Source organism: Isoptericola sp. NPDC056134 (genome assembly GCF_042264825.1).
Lineage (GTDB): Bacteria > Actinomycetota > Actinomycetes > Actinomycetales > Cellulomonadaceae > Isoptericola > Isoptericola nanjingensis.
In genome coordinates, this window is sequence record NZ_JBHJVM010000016.1 from 1 (window position 1) to 16584 (window position 16584).

19 protein-coding genes are annotated in these 16584 nt (G+C 74.2%); 4 read left to right on the forward strand and 15 right to left on the reverse strand.

What is annotated here, in order from left to right; translation table 11 throughout:
* Nucleotides 1-55: 55 nt before the first annotated feature.
* The 10 genes from ACFCZN_RS15175 to ACFCZN_RS15220 all read right to left on the reverse strand — a co-directional run bounded on the left by ACFCZN_RS15175 (nucleotide 56) and on the right by ACFCZN_RS15220 (nucleotide 7803).
* Entirely contained in the window at nucleotides 56-796 is a 741-nt protein-coding gene (locus ACFCZN_RS15175) for a glutamine amidotransferase (protein WP_430557285.1), read from the reverse strand.
* 9 nt (nucleotides 797-805) lie between these two features.
* Entirely contained in the window at nucleotides 806-1762 is a 957-nt protein-coding gene (locus tag ACFCZN_RS15180) for a bile acid:sodium symporter family protein (RefSeq protein ID WP_430557286.1), read from the reverse strand.
* Nucleotides 1763-1804: 42 nt separating this feature from the next.
* Entirely contained in the window at nucleotides 1805-2617 is an 813-nt protein-coding gene (locus tag ACFCZN_RS15185; RefSeq protein WP_429766638.1) for an ABC transporter permease, read from the reverse strand.
* Nucleotides 2614-3633: an ABC transporter ATP-binding protein gene (locus ACFCZN_RS15190; RefSeq protein WP_429766636.1), complete on the reverse strand. Its 1020-nt coding sequence runs from the start codon at nucleotides 3631-3633 to the stop codon at nucleotides 2614-2616. Before ACFCZN_RS15190 ends, ACFCZN_RS15185 begins: the two co-directional genes overlap by 4 nt.
* A 68-nt stretch (nucleotides 3634-3701) precedes the next feature.
* Complete coding sequence (locus tag ACFCZN_RS15195; protein ID WP_430557287.1) at nucleotides 3702-4472, reverse strand: hypothetical protein; 771 nt, start codon at nucleotides 4470-4472, stop codon at nucleotides 3702-3704.
* Between the two features lie 5 nt (nucleotides 4473-4477).
* The gene (locus ACFCZN_RS15200) at nucleotides 4478-5254 is read right to left on the reverse strand and encodes a hypothetical protein (protein ID WP_430557288.1); all 777 of its coding nucleotides are present in this window, start codon (nucleotides 5252-5254) and stop codon (nucleotides 4478-4480) included.
* A complete protein-coding gene (locus ACFCZN_RS15205; protein ID WP_430557289.1) occupies nucleotides 5251-6213 on the reverse strand; it encodes an ATP-binding cassette domain-containing protein in 963 nt (320 codons plus the stop codon). Before ACFCZN_RS15205 ends, ACFCZN_RS15200 begins: the two co-directional genes overlap by 4 nt.
* Nucleotides 6210-6605, reverse strand: a complete 396-nt coding sequence (locus ACFCZN_RS15210; RefSeq protein ID WP_429766628.1) for a GntR family transcriptional regulator — start codon at nucleotides 6603-6605, stop codon at nucleotides 6210-6212. Before ACFCZN_RS15210 ends, ACFCZN_RS15205 begins: the two co-directional genes overlap by 4 nt.
* A gap of 144 nt (nucleotides 6606-6749) precedes the next feature.
* A complete protein-coding gene (locus ACFCZN_RS15215) occupies nucleotides 6750-7295 on the reverse strand; it encodes a hypothetical protein (RefSeq protein WP_430557290.1) in 546 nt (181 codons plus the stop codon).
* A gap of 49 nt (nucleotides 7296-7344) precedes the next feature.
* Nucleotides 7345-7803 (reverse strand): DUF6194 family protein, encoded by a 459-nt coding sequence (locus ACFCZN_RS15220; RefSeq protein WP_430557291.1) that lies wholly within the window; start codon nucleotides 7801-7803, stop codon nucleotides 7345-7347.
* Nucleotides 7804-7842: 39 nt separating this feature from the next.
* On the opposite strand from ACFCZN_RS15220, the gene ACFCZN_RS15225 reads away from it, so the two are divergent.
* On the forward strand, nucleotides 7843-8598 hold the full coding sequence (locus ACFCZN_RS15225) for a MerR family transcriptional regulator (protein WP_430557292.1): 756 nt from the start codon (nucleotides 7843-7845) through the stop codon (nucleotides 8596-8598).
* Nucleotides 8595-9407 carry an alpha/beta fold hydrolase gene (locus tag ACFCZN_RS15230; RefSeq protein WP_430557293.1) on the forward strand — a complete coding sequence of 271 codons (813 nt, stop codon included), beginning with the start codon at nucleotides 8595-8597 and terminating at the stop codon, nucleotides 9405-9407. Before ACFCZN_RS15225 ends, ACFCZN_RS15230 begins: the two co-directional genes overlap by 4 nt.
* A 74-nt stretch (nucleotides 9408-9481) precedes the next feature.
* Here the strand turns inward: ACFCZN_RS15230 and ACFCZN_RS15235 are convergent, their stop codons facing one another.
* A complete protein-coding gene (locus ACFCZN_RS15235) occupies nucleotides 9482-10597 on the reverse strand; it encodes an aspartate-semialdehyde dehydrogenase (protein WP_430557294.1) in 1116 nt (371 codons plus the stop codon).
* Nucleotides 10598-10604: 7 nt separating this feature from the next.
* On the reverse strand, nucleotides 10605-11906 hold the full coding sequence (locus ACFCZN_RS15240; protein WP_430557295.1) for an aspartate kinase: 1302 nt from the start codon (nucleotides 11904-11906) through the stop codon (nucleotides 10605-10607).
* A gap of 246 nt (nucleotides 11907-12152) precedes the next feature.
* Here ACFCZN_RS15240 and ACFCZN_RS15245 point away from each other — a divergent pair, with 246 nt between their 5' ends.
* Nucleotides 12153-13922, forward strand: a complete 1770-nt coding sequence (locus ACFCZN_RS15245) for an N-acetylmuramoyl-L-alanine amidase (RefSeq protein ID WP_430557296.1) — start codon at nucleotides 12153-12155, stop codon at nucleotides 13920-13922.
* Here ACFCZN_RS15245 and ACFCZN_RS15250 read toward each other — a convergent pair.
* Nucleotides 13919-14695, reverse strand: coding sequence for a TSUP family transporter (locus tag ACFCZN_RS15250; RefSeq protein WP_429766615.1), 777 nt, complete (start codon nucleotides 14693-14695; stop codon nucleotides 13919-13921). The genes ACFCZN_RS15245 and ACFCZN_RS15250 overlap by 4 nt on opposite strands.
* Before the next feature lie 81 nt (nucleotides 14696-14776).
* Here ACFCZN_RS15250 and ACFCZN_RS15255 point away from each other — a divergent pair, with 81 nt between their 5' ends.
* The gene (locus ACFCZN_RS15255) at nucleotides 14777-15304 is read left to right on the forward strand and encodes an SRPBCC domain-containing protein (RefSeq protein WP_429766613.1); all 528 of its coding nucleotides are present in this window, start codon (nucleotides 14777-14779) and stop codon (nucleotides 15302-15304) included.
* Nucleotides 15305-15320: 16 nt separating this feature from the next.
* On the opposite strand, the gene ACFCZN_RS15260 is transcribed toward ACFCZN_RS15255, so the two are convergent.
* Complete coding sequence (locus tag ACFCZN_RS15260; protein ID WP_429766611.1) at nucleotides 15321-15890, reverse strand: DUF5063 domain-containing protein; 570 nt, start codon at nucleotides 15888-15890, stop codon at nucleotides 15321-15323.
* Nucleotides 15891-15964: 74 nt separating this feature from the next.
* The gene (gene recR / locus ACFCZN_RS15265) at nucleotides 15965-16564 is read right to left on the reverse strand and encodes a recombination mediator RecR (protein WP_429766609.1); all 600 of its coding nucleotides are present in this window, start codon (nucleotides 16562-16564) and stop codon (nucleotides 15965-15967) included.
* Between the last annotated feature and the right edge of the window lie 20 nt (nucleotides 16565-16584).

Consider the following 16584-nt stretch of genomic DNA (forward strand, 5'->3'; position numbering starts at 1 on the left):
AGACCGCAGGGATGCGGTCTCGTCCGGGCCTCTCTATCTCGCGGGTCTGCCCTCTCTATCTCGCGGATCGGGCGTAGCGCGTCACGAAGTTCCGCAGGATGCGCATGGGCTCGGTGACCCGGTGCTCGCGGGAGCGCGCGACGATGCGGTCGCCCTCCTCGGGCGGGAAGTACCCGTAGGTCCGGTACACCTCGACCCGCTGCTCGATGCCGGCCAGGTCCAGCTCGGGGTGGAACTGCGTGGCGTAGAGGTTCCGGCGCACGCGGAACATCTGCACGGGCGCGTCGGCGGACCGGGCGAGCAGGGTGGCCGACGGCGGCAGCTCGCGCACCGCCTCCTTGTGGCCCAGGTACGCGGTGAAACGCGCGGGCATGCCCGCGAGCAGCGGGTCCGCCAGCCCCTCCGGGGTCAGCTCGATCTCGGCGGGGCCCACCGGCTCGGAGTAGGTGCGGTCGACGACGCCGCCCTGGTGGGTGCCGAGCGTCCCGACGCCGTAGCAGGCGCCGAGGAACGGGAAGTCGCGCTCCACGAGCACGTCGAGGAGGTCCGCCATCTCCCGCTCCACGCGGTGCTGGACGGCGGACTTCTCTTCCTCGGGGTCGGAGGAGTTGAACGGCCCGCCCCCGACGATCACCCCGGACAGCTCCTCCGGGTCGACGCGCGGCAGCGGTTCCCGCTCGAGGCGCACGCGGCGCAGGGACGCGGGTCTCAGCCCGGAGTAGCGCAGGACGGCGTCGTACTCGCCGTCGGCGGCGACGTCCTCGGCCCGCGTGCCGAGGAAGAGGAACGGTCTCACCGGTGCAGGCTAGGCCTCGGCCGACGCCGTCGCCCGCGCGCTCTCCCCCACCGGACGCCGCGCCCAGTAGGACGCGAGCAGCGAGCCCGAGACGTTGTGCCACACGGAGAAGAGCGCGGCCGGCAGCGCCGCGGCGGGGCTGAAGTAGGTGGTCGCGAGGCTCGCGGCCAGCCCGGAGTTCTGCATGCCGACCTCCACGCTCACCGCGCGGCGGGCGGGCTCGTCGAAACGGACGGCGGCGGCCGCGCCGTACCCGAGCAGCAGCCCGGCGCAGTTGTGCACGATGACGGCGAGGGCGACCAGCAGGCCCGTGCTCAGGACGGCGTCGGCGTTGGCCCCGACGATGCCGGCCACCACGATCACGATCCCCAGCACGGACACCAGCGGCAGGTACGGCAGCATGTACCGCTCGACGACCCGGCCCGCGAACGTGCGGACCAGGAGCCCGGCGATCACGGGGAACAGGACCACCTGGGCGATCGACGTCACGAGCGAGCCGTAGGTGACGTCGAGGTCGGTGCCGGCCAGCCACAGCACGAGCGCCGGGGTGAGCAGCGGGGCGAGGAGCGTCGAGACCGTCGTGAGCGCCACCGACAGCGCGGTGTCGCCCTTGGCCAGGTAGACGATGACGTTGGACGCCGTGCCGCCGGGCGCGGCGCCCACGAGGATCATGCCGATCATCGCGTCGCCCTCGAGCCCGAACAGGTGGCCGATCGCCCACGCCAGCAGGGGCATGATCGTGAACTGGGCGACGACGCCGATGGCGACGGCCGCGGGGCGCTTCGCGACGAGGGCGAAGTCCCGACCCGTCAGGGTCAGCCCCATGCCGAACATGATGATCCCCAGCAGGAGCGGGACGTGCGCGGCCAGCGGCGCGAACGTGCTCGGGGCCGCCAGCCCGGCGACCGCACCGAGCAGGACGAGCACGGCGAACCACTGACCCACGAGCTCTGCAACTCTGCGCATGGGGTGGCACCCTACTCTCCGCCCGGTGCGGGCGACGGGACGTCACGACCAGCGGAACAGCCGCCCCGCGAGCGGGAGGAGCACCGCCGTCCACACCACCATGACGACCACCTGCAGCAGCGGGAACCCGTCGCCGAACCAGCCGGTGTCCATGGCCTGCGCGGTCGCGCCCATCGGGGTGAACTGCCCGATCTGCCGGACGACGTCGGGCATGATCGGGCCGGGCGTCCACAGGCCCGCGAGGAACAGCATGGGGAAGTAGATCAGCGAGCCGACGGCGTTGGCCGTCGACGGCTTGCTCACCAGGGCGGACAGCAGCATCCCCACGGAGAACATCGCGAGCATCCCAAGCACGAAGGCGAGGAGCACGACGCCGAGCTGCGTCGGCGCGACGAGCCCGAAGGCCAGCTGCGCGACGACGAGCGCGAGGGCGACGCCCACCAGCGTCGTGGCGACGTTGATGGTCAGGTGGGCCACGATGAGCGCCTGCGGCCGCATCGGCGTGGTGGAGAGCCGCCGCAGCACCCCCTTGTCGCGGAAGGTGGCGAACGTGACCGGCAGCGACAGGACGGCGAGGGTGCCGATCGCCATCGAGAGCACGGTCGGCAGGTAGGTCGCGATCGGCGTGACCCCGTACCAGATCGAGTCCGCCGGGGCGTCGGTGATCGGCTCCCGCATCCCGGGGATGCCGAACCCGACCCCCAGCAGGATCACGGACGGGAAGAGGATCCCGAAGAACACGGACCCGAAGTCGCGCAGCCAGACGCGGGTCTCGGTGCGCACCAGGCGCCCGTACCCGCGCCAGCCTCGGCCGGCGGTCGGGCGCGGGGCGGCGTCGGCGGTGATGGCGGTCATGACCGGTCTCCTTCTCGGGTCGTGGCGGAGACGAGCGGGGTGCCCGTCGAGGTGTCCGGCTGGGCGTCCGGCTGGGCGTCCGGCTGGTAGGTGCGGCCGGTGACGGCGAGGAAGACGTCCTCGAGCGACCGGGTGACGGTGCGGACGTCGTCGGGCACGAGGTCGGCCGCCGCGAGGGCGGGGACGACGGCGAACAGCACGCGGCGCGTGCCGGTGACGGCGACCTCGGTGGCGCCCTGCGCCTCGGCGGTCGCGACCTCGGCGTCCCGGGCGGCGAGGTCCGCCAGGAGCTCACGGCCGCGCGCGACGTCGTCCGGTGCGAACCGCACGACGACCGTGCGCCCGTCGTCGAGCCCGTCGATCAGGCCCTGCGGCGTGCCCGCGGCGACGACGCGGCCCGCGTCGATGACGACGAGCCGGTCGCAGAGACGCTCGGCCTCCTCCATGAAGTGGGTGACGAGCAGGATCGTCACGCCGGTGGCCCGCACCCGCTCGACGAGGTCCCAGGTGGCGCGCCGTGCCTGCGGGTCGAGGCCGGTGGTGAGCTCGTCGAGCACGGCGATCTCCGGGTTGCCCACCAGCGCGAGAGCGATCGACAGCCGCTGCTTCTGGCCGCCGGACAGCTTCCCGAACTGCCTGTCGGCGTGCTCGCGCAGGTCGAGCAGGTCGAGGAGCTCCCCGGGGTCGGCGGGGTCGGAGTAGAACCCGGCGAACAGCCCGAGAGCCTCCCCGACGGTGATCTTGTCGTGCAGCATCGCCTCCTGGAGCTGCACGCCGAGGATGTCCTTGACGGCCGCCGGGTCGCGCTGCGTGTCGATGCCGCGCACGCGCACGGTGCCGCCGTCGGCCTGCCGCAGGCCGGCCAGCGTCTCGACGGTCGTGGTCTTCCCGGCCCCGTTGGGGCCGAGGATGCCGAAGATCTCGCCGGGCTGGACGGCGAACGACACGTCGTCCACGGCCACCTTCGGTCCGTACGTCTTGCGGAGGTTGCGGACCTCCACGATGGGGTCGGCCATCTCGATGCTCCTCTCGGTCGTGCGGTTCAGGGGTCCTCGGTGTCTGCGGACAGCGAGGTTCGGGTGGATCACGGCCGGACCCGCACGCGGGCCATCAGCCGGAGAGCTCCGACGCCGGCGACCGCGACGGCGAGGACGCCGCCGCCCGCGACGACGAGCGCCGCGACGACGGGGTCGTCGTACCCGCCGCGCAGCGGGATGCCGAGCAGACCGGTGCGCGTCGACAGGTCGACGATCGCGAGCGGGACCAGCAGCGGGACGGCGTGCAGGGGGCCCAGGAGGTACAGGCGCGCCGGCATCGCCCGGTAGTAGCCGATCGCCGCGGCGCCCACGAGCGCATAGGTCAGGACGACGAGGGTCTCGCCGACGATCGTGACGACGATCCCGGCGACCGTGTCGAGCGGCACCGGTGTGGCACCTCCCGGCCACGGCTCGTCGATGGCACGGAAGACCCGCTCCTCGGCGAGGGTGAGCAGGACCGTCAGCACGCCGAACACGGGGCCGACGATCGCCGCTCCCTGCAGGACACCGATGACGAGCGACCGGCGGGTCCCGCCCGCCGCGAGGTGCCCGCGGAGCCAGGCTCCGCAGTAGACGGCCGCGACCGCGAGGGCGACCCATCGCGCCGGGGCGCCCGCCAGCTCGTAGGTCAGGCCGACGAGCTCCCCGCCCCACCGGTCCACGGCGGCCGGGACCACGGCGACGACGAAGGCCCAGATGCCCCAGAACCAGGCGCCCGCGGCCAGCAGCCTCCGGACGAACCGGCGGCGGACCGCCGCCGACGCGACCCGCTGGAGCGTGCCGGCATCGGGTGTCGAGGGGGCTGTCGTGGTGGTCATCGCGCTCACCTCGTCGGCCTGAGTCGCAGGGTGCGCAGCTGCCACCACGCCCAGCCGGCGGCCAGCGCGAGCACGACGAGCGCCTGCAGCAGCCCGAGCGCGGCGGGCGCGCCGTCCCCGCCCAGGCCGAGGGCGCCGAAGGCGTCGGCGAACGCCCCGTGGCGGGTGGCGTGGTCGACGAGGACCAGCAGCGCCAGGCCCGGCAGCAGGAGCGCCGTGCCCCGCCACACGCCGTACGTCCGGTAGGAGGCCTGGGCGGCGACGCCGACCAGGGCGTACACGACGACGACGATGGCCTCGCCCGCGGCGGTGACGACGAGCCAGGCACCGCCGGCGTCGAGCCCGCTCCCGAGCTGCTCCCACTCCCAGCCGAGCGCGCCGAAGAGGGCACGCTCCACGAGCAGGAGGAGCGCGTACGCCACGCCGTAGGCGACGCCCGCGGCGAGCGCGGCGACCAGCGCGCCGGTGAACAGGGACCGGCGGGTGCCACCCGCGGCAAGGTGGGGCACGACGAGCGCGGCGACCGCGATCAGGCCCAGCGAGAGCGCGAACCACGGCGCGGCGTACTCGGCGCCCGTCATCGCGCCCCCGCCCATGACGCCGCCCACCTGGCGCACGACCAGCGGCACGCCCACGGTGACGAAGAGGAAGATCGCCCAGAAGACGCCGCCGATGACGAGCATCACCTGGCCGACGGACCGCATCACGCGCCGGACCGCCCGCGCGTGCGCCCGGGCCGTGAACGCGTCGCGCTCGGCCGGGGTGACCACGACGGCGCTCATCGCCGCCCCTCCGTCGCGCCGGCGGGCTCCGGCTGGGTGAGGCGCACGAACAGGTCCTGCAGCGGCAGCGACCCGAGCTCGACGCCGGCCGCGCGGGCCGCGGCGGCCGTGCCCTCGTCGGGCGCGCCCTCGATCGTGACCTGCACGGTCGCGCCCAGGCGCTGCCGGTGCAGCTCGCGCCGCCCGCGGGCGAGCTCCTCGACCGCGGCGACCGGTCCGGTGAGGCTGAACCCGCGGGACTGCATCTCCTCGGCGGTCTCGGCGAGGAGGACCTTGCCGCGGTGCAGCACCACGACGTCCTCGAAGAGCCGCTCGACCTCCTCGACCAGGTGGCTGGACAGCAGGATGGTGCGCGGGTGCTCGGCGTAGTCGGCGAGGATCTCGTCGTAGAACGCGTACCGCGTGGGGGCGTCCATGCCGAGGTAGACCTCGTCGAGGATGGTGAGCGGCGCGCGCGCCGCGAGGCCGATGGTCGCCCCGACGGCGGACCGCTTGCCGCGCGACAGGGCGGTCGGCTTCTTGCGGGGGTTCACCTCGAACGTGTCGAGCAGCCGCGCGGCCAGGTCGGCGTCCCAGTACGGGCGCAGGTCGGCGTAGTACTTGAGGGTCTCGGAGACCCGCTCGTCGTCCATGAGGTCGCCGCTCTCGCGCACGAGCTGCACGTTGGCGGTGACCCACGGGTTCTCCCACGGGTCCTCGAGCAGCTCGCCGGCGCCGACGCGGACCGTGCCCTCGGTGGGCCGGTTGAACGCGGCCAGCAGGGTCAGCAGCGTGGACTTGCCGGCGCCGTTGCGGCCGAGCACGCCCGTGATGACGCCGGGCCGCAGGTCCAGCGTCACGCCGTCGAGAGCGGTGCCGGCCTCGTCCTTGACGGCCGCGCCGTCCATGGTCAGGCGGCGCTGGGCTCCGAACCGGACGACGACGTCGTCGAGACGGGCGCCGAAGGGTGCGGGGGTCATGGCTCCTCCGTGGTGGTCGTGGGGCCGCCGGGCTCCCGGCGGCCGGTGCCGAGCACGTACGCGACGAGCTCGTCGGTCGAGATGCCGAGCAGGTCGGCCTGCGCGAGCGCCGGGCCGAGCACGTCGTCGAAGTACGCGGTGCGGTGCTGGTCCAGCAACCGCGTGCGGGCGCCGGGGGCGACGAACATGCCCAGGCCGCGGCGCTTGTACAGGACGCCCTCGTCCACCAGGCCGGCGAAGGCCTTGGCGGCGGTGGCGGGGTTGATGCGGAACGTCGTGGCGAACTGAGTGGTCGACATGACCTGCTCCTCCTCCGCGAGCTCACCGGCGAGCACCTGCGCGCGGATCATCGTGGCGATCTGCACGTAGATGGGTTCGGGACCGTCGAACACGCGGGCCTCCTCACGGCAGGTTCAGTGGTTCTGGGGTTCATTACTCGACTAATGAACCATAGACCCGCGTCGGCGCGCAACCCTTTCCGGCGAGGTAGTACGGATCTCGGCGAGGTAGTCCCGGTTTCCGCGAGGTAGTACCTCTCACGGTGGCGCGCGCCGTCCGACCGTGGGCGCGACCACCGCGATCGCGGTCGCCGCGAGCACGTGCCAGGCGGGGTGCGAGAGCTGCCCGGCGAGGGTGCCGACGCCGAGCACGGCCAGCGCCAGGAGCAGCCTTGCCCTCAGACGCGGCCGGGCCCGGGCGCGCAGCAGCACCGCCACGACGGCGACAGCCGCGGCCGCGCCCTGCGCGACGACGGACGCCCCGGGCCAGAGGGCCGCCAGCACGACGTCGGCCAGCGTCGGGACGAGCCACCACCAGGCCCGCAGACGCCGCCCGGTGAGGTCGGCGACGGCGTCCGCGGCGACGAGTGCGTACGCGCCCAGCAGGGGCGGGTCGTGCACGACGGGGTTCCACGGCGGCGCGGGTCCGTGCTGCACCCCCGAGCCGACGCCGACCAGCACGGCGAGGACGCCGAGCGCGGCGCGCGGCCCCGTTCCCGCACCAGGCCGCCGCACCGTCGTGAGGATCCAGGCACCCGCGACGACGAACCCCAGGCTCGACCAGGTGTCCGCGGACCACGCCATCTCCCCAGTGAAGGAGGCGGGGGGCCTCCTCGCCGCCCGGGACCGGCGGTCAGGAGAGCCCGCGGCGGCGCTCGTACCGACGGCGCGCGGCGTCGTGCGCGCCGCGCAGCAGGCCGAGGACGGCGTCGCTCGTGCGCTCCCCCGGGTTCACCACGCACACCCACCCCAGGTCCCCGTACAGCGGGTGCGGGAGCAGGACGTCGGGGACGACCGCGATGCGCTCCCGGCCGCCGCCCACGAGCTCCCGCGCCCGCTCGCGACCCACGTGCACGTTGACGCGCCACCGGTCCGGCCGGTCGAGGTCGCAGGAGACGTCGTCGGGGTAGTTCTTGGTGACGACCGTGCCGTACGGCTGCACGGTGGTCGGCACCTGCCCGTCGGGGGCGTAGTAGAAGAACGCGTCGCCCCACGCGATCTCCGGCGTCCCGTCCCCCGGGCGGGGCTCGAGGACGAACGCCCCGTCGAGGCGCCGCACCGTGTCGATGATCTGTTCCATACTCGTGCTCATGGTTCAAGCGTGACCTTGAAGTGCTTCTGTGGGGTGAGGATGGATCGTCCGCTGCATACCGTCGACGTCGCCCGCGCCGCCGGCTACTCGGTCCAGCAGGTGCGCGACCTCGAACGGCTCGGCGTCCTCCCTCCCGCCCGCCGCGAGCCGAACGGGTACCGCACCTACGACACCCGCCATGTCCTGGCCGCCCGCGCCTATCGGGGGCTCGCCACCGCCGTCGGGCCCGTCGTCGCGCGACGCACGATGGCCGCGCTCCCAGGGGCGCCCCTCGCGGACGCCGCCGCCGCGGTCGACGACCTGCACGCCGGGCTCGCGGCCGAGCGGGCCCAGACCCTCCAGGCACTGACCGCGCTCGACGCGATCCGGAGCGAAGCCGCGGCGCCCTCCCCCGGGAGCAGCCTGTCGATCACCGAGCTCGCCGACGCGCTCGGCGTGCGCACGTCCACGCTGCGGCACTGGGAGGCCGAGGGGCTGCTGGAGCCGCAGCGGGTGGGCTCTCTGGGCGCGCGCGTCTACGACGCGCCCGCCAGCGCGACCGCCCGCGTGGTCGCCGCCCTCCGCGCCGCCGGGTACGGCATCCCCGCGCTGCGCGCCGTGGTGTCCGCGCTGCGGGGGCTCGGCGGCACCGCCGAGGCCGAGGCCGCGCTGCGGGAGCGGCTGGACCGGATCGCGGTGCGGTCCGTGGCTCTGATGAAGGCCGGGGCCGACCTCGCCGCCGTGCTCGACGGCGCTGGGCGCACCCCGTCACCCGTCCGGCGACGCGCGGCGGGACCGGCGATGCTGGGGACGTGAGCGATCCCCGCACCCGCGACCGCCGCGACAGGGTCGTGGCCGGCATCCACGTCGTCGTCGACGGGCCGCCCGACGCGCCTCCGCTGCTGCTCCTGCACGGCTCGGGGGCGACCGCGGCCAGCTGGTCGCCGACGGTCGCGACCCTCGCGGCGTCCCGTCGCGTCCTCGCGATCGACCTGCCCGGCTGCGGCCGCTCGGCGCCCGCGCCCCCGTACGACGTCCCCGCGCAGGCCGACCGGGTCGCGGCGCTCCTCGACGAGCTGGGCGTGGCCGCGCCCCGGGTGGTCGGGCACTCCAGCGGCGGGTACGTCGCGACGGAGCTCGCCGTGCGGCGACCGGACCTGGTCGGGTCGCTGGTCCTGCTGAGCACCGGGCCTGCCCCGGACGCGATGCTCCCGGAGGCCGCTGCCGTGCGCGTCCTCATGGGGCGGCCGTTCGGCCCGCTGCTCTGGCCGCTGCGCACGACGGGGATGCTGCGCCGCGGGATCCGCTCGGTGACCGCGCGCCCGGTCGTCGTGCCCGACGGCTTCCTCGCCGACGTGCGCCGCACCCGGTACCGGGACTTCCGGCAGATCATGGACGGCTACGCGGCCTACCTCGCCGAACGGCCGCTGCCGGACCGGCTCTCCGCGGCGGGCGCCGCGCCGCTGGTGGTCTTCGGCGACGCCGACCCGCGCTGGGACCCGGCGTCGGCGCGCCGGTACGAGGCCGCGCCCGGCGCCCGCGTCGAGTACCTGGCCGGGGTCGGGCACGTGGCCATGCTCGAGGACCCCGGCGGCGTCAGCCGTCTGATCCTCGACGCTGCCTGACCACACCGCCGGTACGGGGCGGGGCCCGGCGACGATCGCTCGTCACCGGGCCCCGGGGTGGTCGTGCGCCGACGTCAGGCGGGCGCCGCCTCGGCCGCGTCGACGTCGTCGAGCGCGTCCAGCTCGGCCAGGTCCGCAGCGACGATCTCCGCGATCTGCACGGCGTTGAGCGCCGCGCCCTTGCGCAGGTTGTCGTTCGAGACGAACAGCACGAGGCCGCGCCCGCCGGGCACGGACTGGTCGGTGCGGATGCGCCCGACGAACGACGGGTCGGCGCCCGCCGCCTGCAGGGGCGTCGGCACGTCCGCCAGCTCCACGCCCGGCGCGGCGGCCAGCAGCTCGCGCGCCCGCTCCGGCGTGATCGCGGCGCCGAACTCGGCGTGGATCGCCAGCGAGTGCCCGGAGAACACCGGTACGCGGACGCAGGTCCCCGCGACGGCCAGGTCGGGCAGGCCGAGGATCTTGCGGGACTCGTTGCGGAGCTTCTGCTCCTCGTCCGTCTCGCCGGAGCCGTCGTCCACGAGGTTCCCCGCGAGCGGCAGCACGTCGAACGCGATGGGCGCGACATACTTCTCCGGCTCCGGGAACGTCACGGCCCCGCCCGAGTGCGCCAGCCCCTCCAGGTCGCCGGCCACGGCGGCGCGCGCCTGGTCGGCGAGCTCCTTGACCCCGCCGAGCCCCGAGCCCGACACCGCCTGGTAGGTCGCGACGCGCAGCCGCTCCAGCCCGGCCTCGTCGGCCAGCGGCTTGAGCACCGGCATCGCAGCCATCGTGGTGCAGTTGGGGTTCGCGACGATGCCCCTGGCGGCGTCGGCGATCGCCTCCGGGTTCACCTCGGAGACGACCAGCGGCACCTCGGGGTCGAGGCGCCACGCGGACGAGTTGTCGATGACGACGGCGCCCGCCTCGGCGAACCGGGGCGCGTGCTCGCGCGACGTGCCGCCGCCGGCCGAGAAGATCGCGACGTCGACGTCCGCGAGGTCGTCGGTGGCCGTGGCCGCGACGTCCTCCACGACGACGTCCACGCCCTCGAACGGCAGCGTGCTGCCCGCCGAGCGCGCGGACGCGAAGAACCGCAGCTCCTTGACCGGGAAGGCGCGCTCCGCGAGCAGGCGGCGCAGCACGCCGCCGACCTGGCCGGTGGCGCCGACGACGGCGACGTTGATCCCGGACTCGTTGATCTGGACCATCAGCGCGTCACCGCCCCGAGCCGGCGTAGACGACGGCCTCGCCGTCGGCGGAGTCCAGGTCGAACGCGGTGTGGATGGCGCGCACGGCGTCGTCCAGGGCGTCCTCCCGGGTGACCACCGAGATGCGGATCTCCGAGGTGGAGATCATCTCGATGTTGATGCCCGCGTCGCGCAGGGCGCCGAACAGGCGCGCCGAGACGCCGGGGTGCGACTTCATGCCCGCGCCGACCAGCGACAGCTTGCCGATCTGGTCGTCGTACTGCAGCGAGGCGAACCCGAGCTCCTCCTGCAGCGCGTTGAGCGCCGCCAGGGTGCTGGGGCTGTCGGCGTGCGGCAGCGTGAAGGAGATGTCCGTCAGCCCGGTGTGGGCGGCCGAGACGTTCTGCACGATCATGTCGATGTTCGCGCCGGCGCCGGCCACGACCTCGAAGATGCGGGCCGCGGTGCCGGGCTTGTCCGGCACGCCGACGACGGTGATCTTGGCCTCGCTGCGGTCGTGCGCGACGCCGGAGATGATCGGGGCTTCCATCTGGGTTTCCTCCTCGGCCGCCGGGGCGTTCGGGTCGATCGCGTCGCCGTGCGTGCCGGTGACGAGGGTGCCGGTGGTGCTGCTGAACGAGCTGCGCACGTGCACGGGCACGTCGTAGCGGCGCGCGTACTCCACGGCACGCAGGGCCAGGACCTTCGCGCCGGACGCCGCGAGCTCGAGCATCTCCTCGTAGGTGACGCGGTCGATCTTGCGGGCGCTCGGGACGATGCGCGGGTCGGCGGTGAACACGCCGTCGACGTCGGTGTAGATCTCGCAGACGTCGGCGTCGAGGCCGGCCGCGAGCGCGACCGCCGTCGTGTCCGAGCCGCCGCGGCCGAGCGTCGTCACGTCGTTGGTGGAGCTGACTCCCTGGAAGCCCGCGACGATCGCGACCTGCCCCTTCTCCACCGTCTCGCGGATGCGGTGCGGCACCACGTCCACGAGCCGCGCGCGGCCGTGCACCGCGTCGGTCATGAGCCCGGCCTGCTGGCCGGTGAAGGACTTCGCCTTGACCCCGAGGTTCGTGATCGCCATCGCGAGCAGGGACATCGAGATGCGCTCACCCGAGGTGAGGAGGATGTCCAGCTCGCGCTGCGGGGGCAGGGGGGTGATCTGCCCGGCGAGGTCGAGGAGCTCGTCCGTGGTGTCGCCCATGGCGCTCACCACGACGACGACGTCGTTCCCCGCTCGCTTGGTCGCGGCGATCCGCTTCGCCACGCGCTTGATGCTGTGGGCGTCGGAGACGGATGATCCGCCGTATTTCTGCACGACAAGTGCCATGTCACAACCTTCTGCTGGCCGGCCTCCGTCTCTCTCAACGGTCCGCCGGGGCTTGTGCTTGCCCATCGATGGTACGTGCCGTCCCGGCGGGCCGACCGCCGCCGTCTCGCATCGTGGCACCCGTGCGCACCCGGCACCGACGGCGCCGTGCGGTCCGGGTCGGCCCGCGCGCTCCGGGCCGCGCGACGGCACGAGCCGGTCTATGTTGGCGTCGTCCACCTGCCGTCCGCGCCAGGAGACCGACCGATGACAGCACGCCGCTGGACATCCGCCGCCGCCGTCGCCGTGGCGCTCGCGCTCGTCGCCACCGGGGCTCCCGCGACCGTGGCGGTGCCGCACCTCCCAGCGCGGTCCGCCACGACGTCCGCCGGGGGCGGCGCGGGCGGCGACCCGTCCGCCGTCGAGGCGACCGTCGAGGTGACGCCGGCGGCACCGCCCGCCCCCGGCACCGCCCGCACCTTCAGCTCGGACGAGGCGCGGGCCACGGGCGACGACGTCGTCACCGCCACCTCCGACGTCAGCGGGTTCGCGACCGTCGGCGTCACCTGGTCGGGTCGCGCCGACGCCGACCTGGACGTCGCGGCCCGCACCTCCGACGACGGCGGGGCCACCTGGTCGGCCTGGGGCCCGCTGGAGGTCGAGGCCCCCGATCCGGGCGCGCCCGAGGGCGGGTCCGCGCCCCTCGTCGTCGGGGAGGTGGACCGGGTCGAGGTGGCGGTCGGGAACGTCGCGGCCGAGGACGTGCGCGACGTCGAGCTCGTCGTCGTCGACCCCGGCCGGGGGGCGGTGGACCGCGCCGCCGCGGACCCGTCGCTCGACGACGACGGCGCTCTCTCGCCCTTTGGGAAGGGTGCCGGCGGCGTCGTGCGGCTCCCGGGCGCCGTGGCGACCGGGGACCAGCACGACGGCCCCGCCATCCGGTCCCGCGCCGACTGGGGCGCCGACGAGTCCCTCATGACCTGGACCCCGCGGCAGGGGCAGGTCGAGGGCGCGATCATCCACCACACCGCCGGGACCAACAGCTACACGTCCTCGCAGGTGCCGTCGATCATCCGCGGCATCTACACGTACCACGCGAAGACCCGCGGCTGGGGCGACATCGGCTACAACTTCCTCGTCGACCGGTGGGGCCGCATCTGGGAGGGACGCACCGGCGGCGTCGAGCTCGAGATCGTCGGGGCGCACGCCGTGGGGGTGAACGACGAGACCGTCGGCGTCTCGGTCCTCGGCAACTACGAGCAGGCCACCGTCAGCGACGCGGCCGTCCGCGGCGTCATCGACCTGCTGGCCTGGAAGCTCGCCCTGCACGGCGTCCCGGCCCGCGGCTACACCACCCTCGACGGCTCGCGCGAGGCCCGGATCTCCGGGCACCGCGACGTGGGCAGCACCGCCTGCCCGGGTGCCTCGATCTCCCGGCGCATGACCGAGATCCGCAGCAAGGTCGCGCACGACCAGGCCAGGTGGGGACACCTGTGGAACAAGAGCACCGGGTACCTCGTCGAGTACCGGCCGCACGCCACCCGCGACGAGGTGTGGTTCGTCTCCGGCAGCACCCGGCACCTCCTCACGAGCACCAGGGCGCGCGCCGCGCTGGCGAAGCGGCTCGGCCGGGCCTCGTACGCGAGCCGCACGTTCCTGACGAGCCTGGAGCGGGGCACCGACTTCGACTCCCGCTGGGCCCGGGTGCCGTCCGGCCGCTACGTCATGCTCGACGGCAACGGCGACCTCATGTGGGCGACCGCCTGCGGCACCGTGCGCCACTGGGGTGGCGACTGCACCGACCCCCGGATCCCCGCCCGGGCCAAGGACGCCTTCGACGTCGAGCCCATCTCGTTCTTCGCCAGGTCCGACCGGACGGGCTACCTCTACCGGATCCACGAGGGCCGCAGGGAGCGCGTCTACACGAGAGACGCCTGGTGGCGGCTCACGCGTGCGGTCGGCTGGAGCGAGCTGCGGGACGTGAAGGTCACGTCAGCGCTGCTGAACGAGTTCCCCGCCGGTCCGTCGCACCGCTAGGCGCCGGTGACGACGTCGTAGCCCAGCTTCACGATCAGGGCGCCCACCACGACGACGAAGATGACGCGCACGAACGCGCTGCCCTTCGCCACCGCCATCCGCGCCCCGACGTACGCGCCCACGAGGTTGGCGGCGCCGATCATCAGCCCGAGGCCCCACAGGACGGCGCCGTGCGGCACGAAGAACAGCAGCGCGCCGAGGTTGGTCGCGAAGTTGACGATCTTGGCCAGCGCCGACGCCGGCAGGAAGGCGTACCCCAGCACGCTCACCAGCGCGATGACGAGGAAGGTGCCGGTGCCCGGGCCGAGCAGCCCGTCGTACGCGCCGATGACGAGGCCGATGCCCGCGGCCGTCCAGCGGTGCCGGTTGCCCTCCCAGCGGAGGTTGTCGTGCGCACCGAGCTTCGGCTTGAGCACGGTGTACGTGGCCACACCGATCAGCACGACGAGGATGATCGGCTTGAACAGGTCGGCCGGGATGCGGCTCGCCAGGGCGGCGCCGCCGAACGCCCCCACCAACGCGGCGACCGCCATCGGTCCCGCCGTCGTGAGGTCCGGGCCCACGCGCCGGTAATAGGTCACGGCACTGGTGGACGTGCCCATGATCGAGCCCAGCTTGTTGGTGGCCAGCGCCTGCACCGGCGAGATGCCGGGCACCAGCAGCAGGGCGGGGAGCTGGATCAGGCCGCCGCCGCCCACGACGGCGTCGACCCAGCCGGCGGTGAGCCCGGCCAGCACGAGCAGCACGATGGTGAGGGTGTCGAGGTCGGGCACCGGGGAATCCTGTCATGCCCGCCGTCGGCCGGTGCCCGTCCCCTCTCCCGACGCACGCCTCTCCGTGCCACCCTGGGAGGCATGACGGACGAGCAGCGTCCCGCCGTCGCGGCGACCGGCACCGTCGAGCACGGGCCCGGCGGGCGCGAGCTCGTCGTCGTGCGCAGGTTCGACGCCGACGCCGCCGACGTGTGGGCCAGCATCACCGAGCCCGGACCGCTCGAGGCGTGGGTCGGCCGCTGGGAGGGCGACCCGGCGACCGGCACGATCCAGTTCTTCATGACCGCCGAGAGCGCGGACGCCGAGGCCGCCGAGTGCGTCATCACGCGGTGCGAGCCGCCGCGCGGGTACGCCGTCGACACGGCCGCCCCCGGCGGGGTCTGGCACCTGGCGCTCGACCTCTCGGAGGACGACGGCGTGACGACGCTGACGTTCCGGCAGCGGCTGGGCGCGGACGACGACGTCGCCTCGATCGGGCCCGGGTGGGAGTACTACCTCGACCGGCTCGTCGCGGTGCGCTCGGGCCGGGGTGCGGACTCGGTGGCGTGGGAGTCGTACTACCCCGCGCAGCGCGAGCACTACGCCCGCGCGGCGGCGGCCGCGGGCTGACGAGCCCCGCCCGGGCTCAGGAGTGCAGGGCGTCGTACTCCGCCTCGGCGGCGACGTCGTCCGCGACGTCGAGCCGCAGGTGCGCCAGCACGCCCTGCAGCACGCGCAGCGCCGACGACGCGCGCTCGCCCCACACCGACAGGTAGCTGAACTGCCACCACCACAGGCCCTCGAGCTCGTGGCCGTCGTCGAAGTGCTGCAGGCCCTTGGCGATCTCCTCGGCGACGCACGCCAGGTCGCCGGACAGCGTCGCGGGCGCGACGTCGGCGCTCAGCGCCGGGTCGGACACCTCGACGTAGTCGTCGAAGCCGTCGAACATCTGCGCGAGCGCGTCGCGCAGCGGATCGACGTCGGTCTCGGGCCCGGCGTCGGGCTCCCACCGCTCGGCAGGGACGACGTCCACGATGGCGGCGAGCCGCGCGCCCGCGGACAGCAGGTCGGACGTCGCGAGGATGAGCAGCGCGATCTCCGCGCCCGGCGCGGCGCCCGACGCGACCTGGGTCGTCGTCGAGAGGAACACGCGTGCCTGCGCGGACATCTGCTCGGCGACGTCCCGGAACTCCGATCCCGCCTCGATCTCCCCCACGGTGCTGCCCCCTCCCGCCGCGGTGGCGGCGTCGGTGATGCGGTCGGTGCGAGTCTCGGGTGCGTCTCGGCTGGTCAGCCGCCGACGACCCGCCGGCCCTCGAACGCGCGGCCGAGGGTCACCTCGTCCGCGTACTCCAAGTCTCCCCCGACGGGCAGACCCGACGCGAGGCGGGAGACGGTGACGCCCATGGGCGCGATGAGCCGCGACAGGTACGTGGCCGTCGCCTCGCCCTCGATGTTGGGGTCGGTGGCGAGGATGACCTCGGTGACCGTGCCGTCGGCGAGGCGCGTCATGAGCTGGCTGATGCGCAGGTCGTCGGGGCCGACGTTCTCGATCGGGTTGATGGCGCCGCCGAGCACGTGGTACCTGCCGCGGAACTCGCGGGTGCGCTCGATCGCGACGACGTCCTTGGGCTCCTCGACCACGCAGATCACGTCGTCGGAGCGGCGCGGGTCGGCACAGATGCGGCACCGCTCCGACTCGGCGACGTTGCCGCACGTCTCGCAGAACTGCACGCGCGCCTTGACCTCGGTGAGCGCGTCGGCGAGCCGGCGCACGTCGGCCGCGTCCGCCGCGAGCAGGTGGAACGCGATCCGCTGCGCGCTCTTGGGCCCGACGCCGGGGAGGCGGCCGAGCTCGTCGATCAGGTCCTGGACTGCGCCCTCGTACACAAGGGTCCAGCCTACGGGCT